Here is a 368-nt window from a genome sequence, read left to right on the forward strand (position 1 = left end):
GTCACATGGATCATTCGGATCTGTGCCATCAGTAAGCTCATCACCGTTCGTCACACCGTCACCATCACAGTCAGCTGCTAACCAGCTTCCACCCTGGGTCAATGTTATACTAGATGTTGTGTAATCGCAAGGATCATTTGGATTCGTTCCATCAGTAACTTCATCACCATTCGTGACACCATCTCCATCGCAATCAGCAATGTTCCAATCATCTCCCTGAGGTAGTGTTATACTTCCTGCTGTGTAATCACATGGATCGTTCACATTAGTCCCGTCGGTGGTTTCATCACCATTGGTCACACCATCGCCATCACAATCGGCAGTATTCCACATTGCACCGACGTTTGCTATTACCTGACTGGAAACGT

1 protein-coding gene is annotated in these 368 nt (G+C 47.0%); it reads right to left on the reverse strand.

Going from position 1 to position 368, the window contains the following annotated elements:
- Nucleotides 1-368 (reverse strand): thrombospondin type 3 repeat-containing protein (locus ABDZ97_RS17705; protein WP_343789261.1); only part of this gene is annotated, 368 nt, incomplete at both ends.

The organism is Wandonia haliotis, from assembly GCF_039523435.1.
Classification (GTDB): domain Bacteria; phylum Bacteroidota; class Bacteroidia; order Flavobacteriales_D; family Crocinitomicaceae; genus Wandonia; species Wandonia haliotis.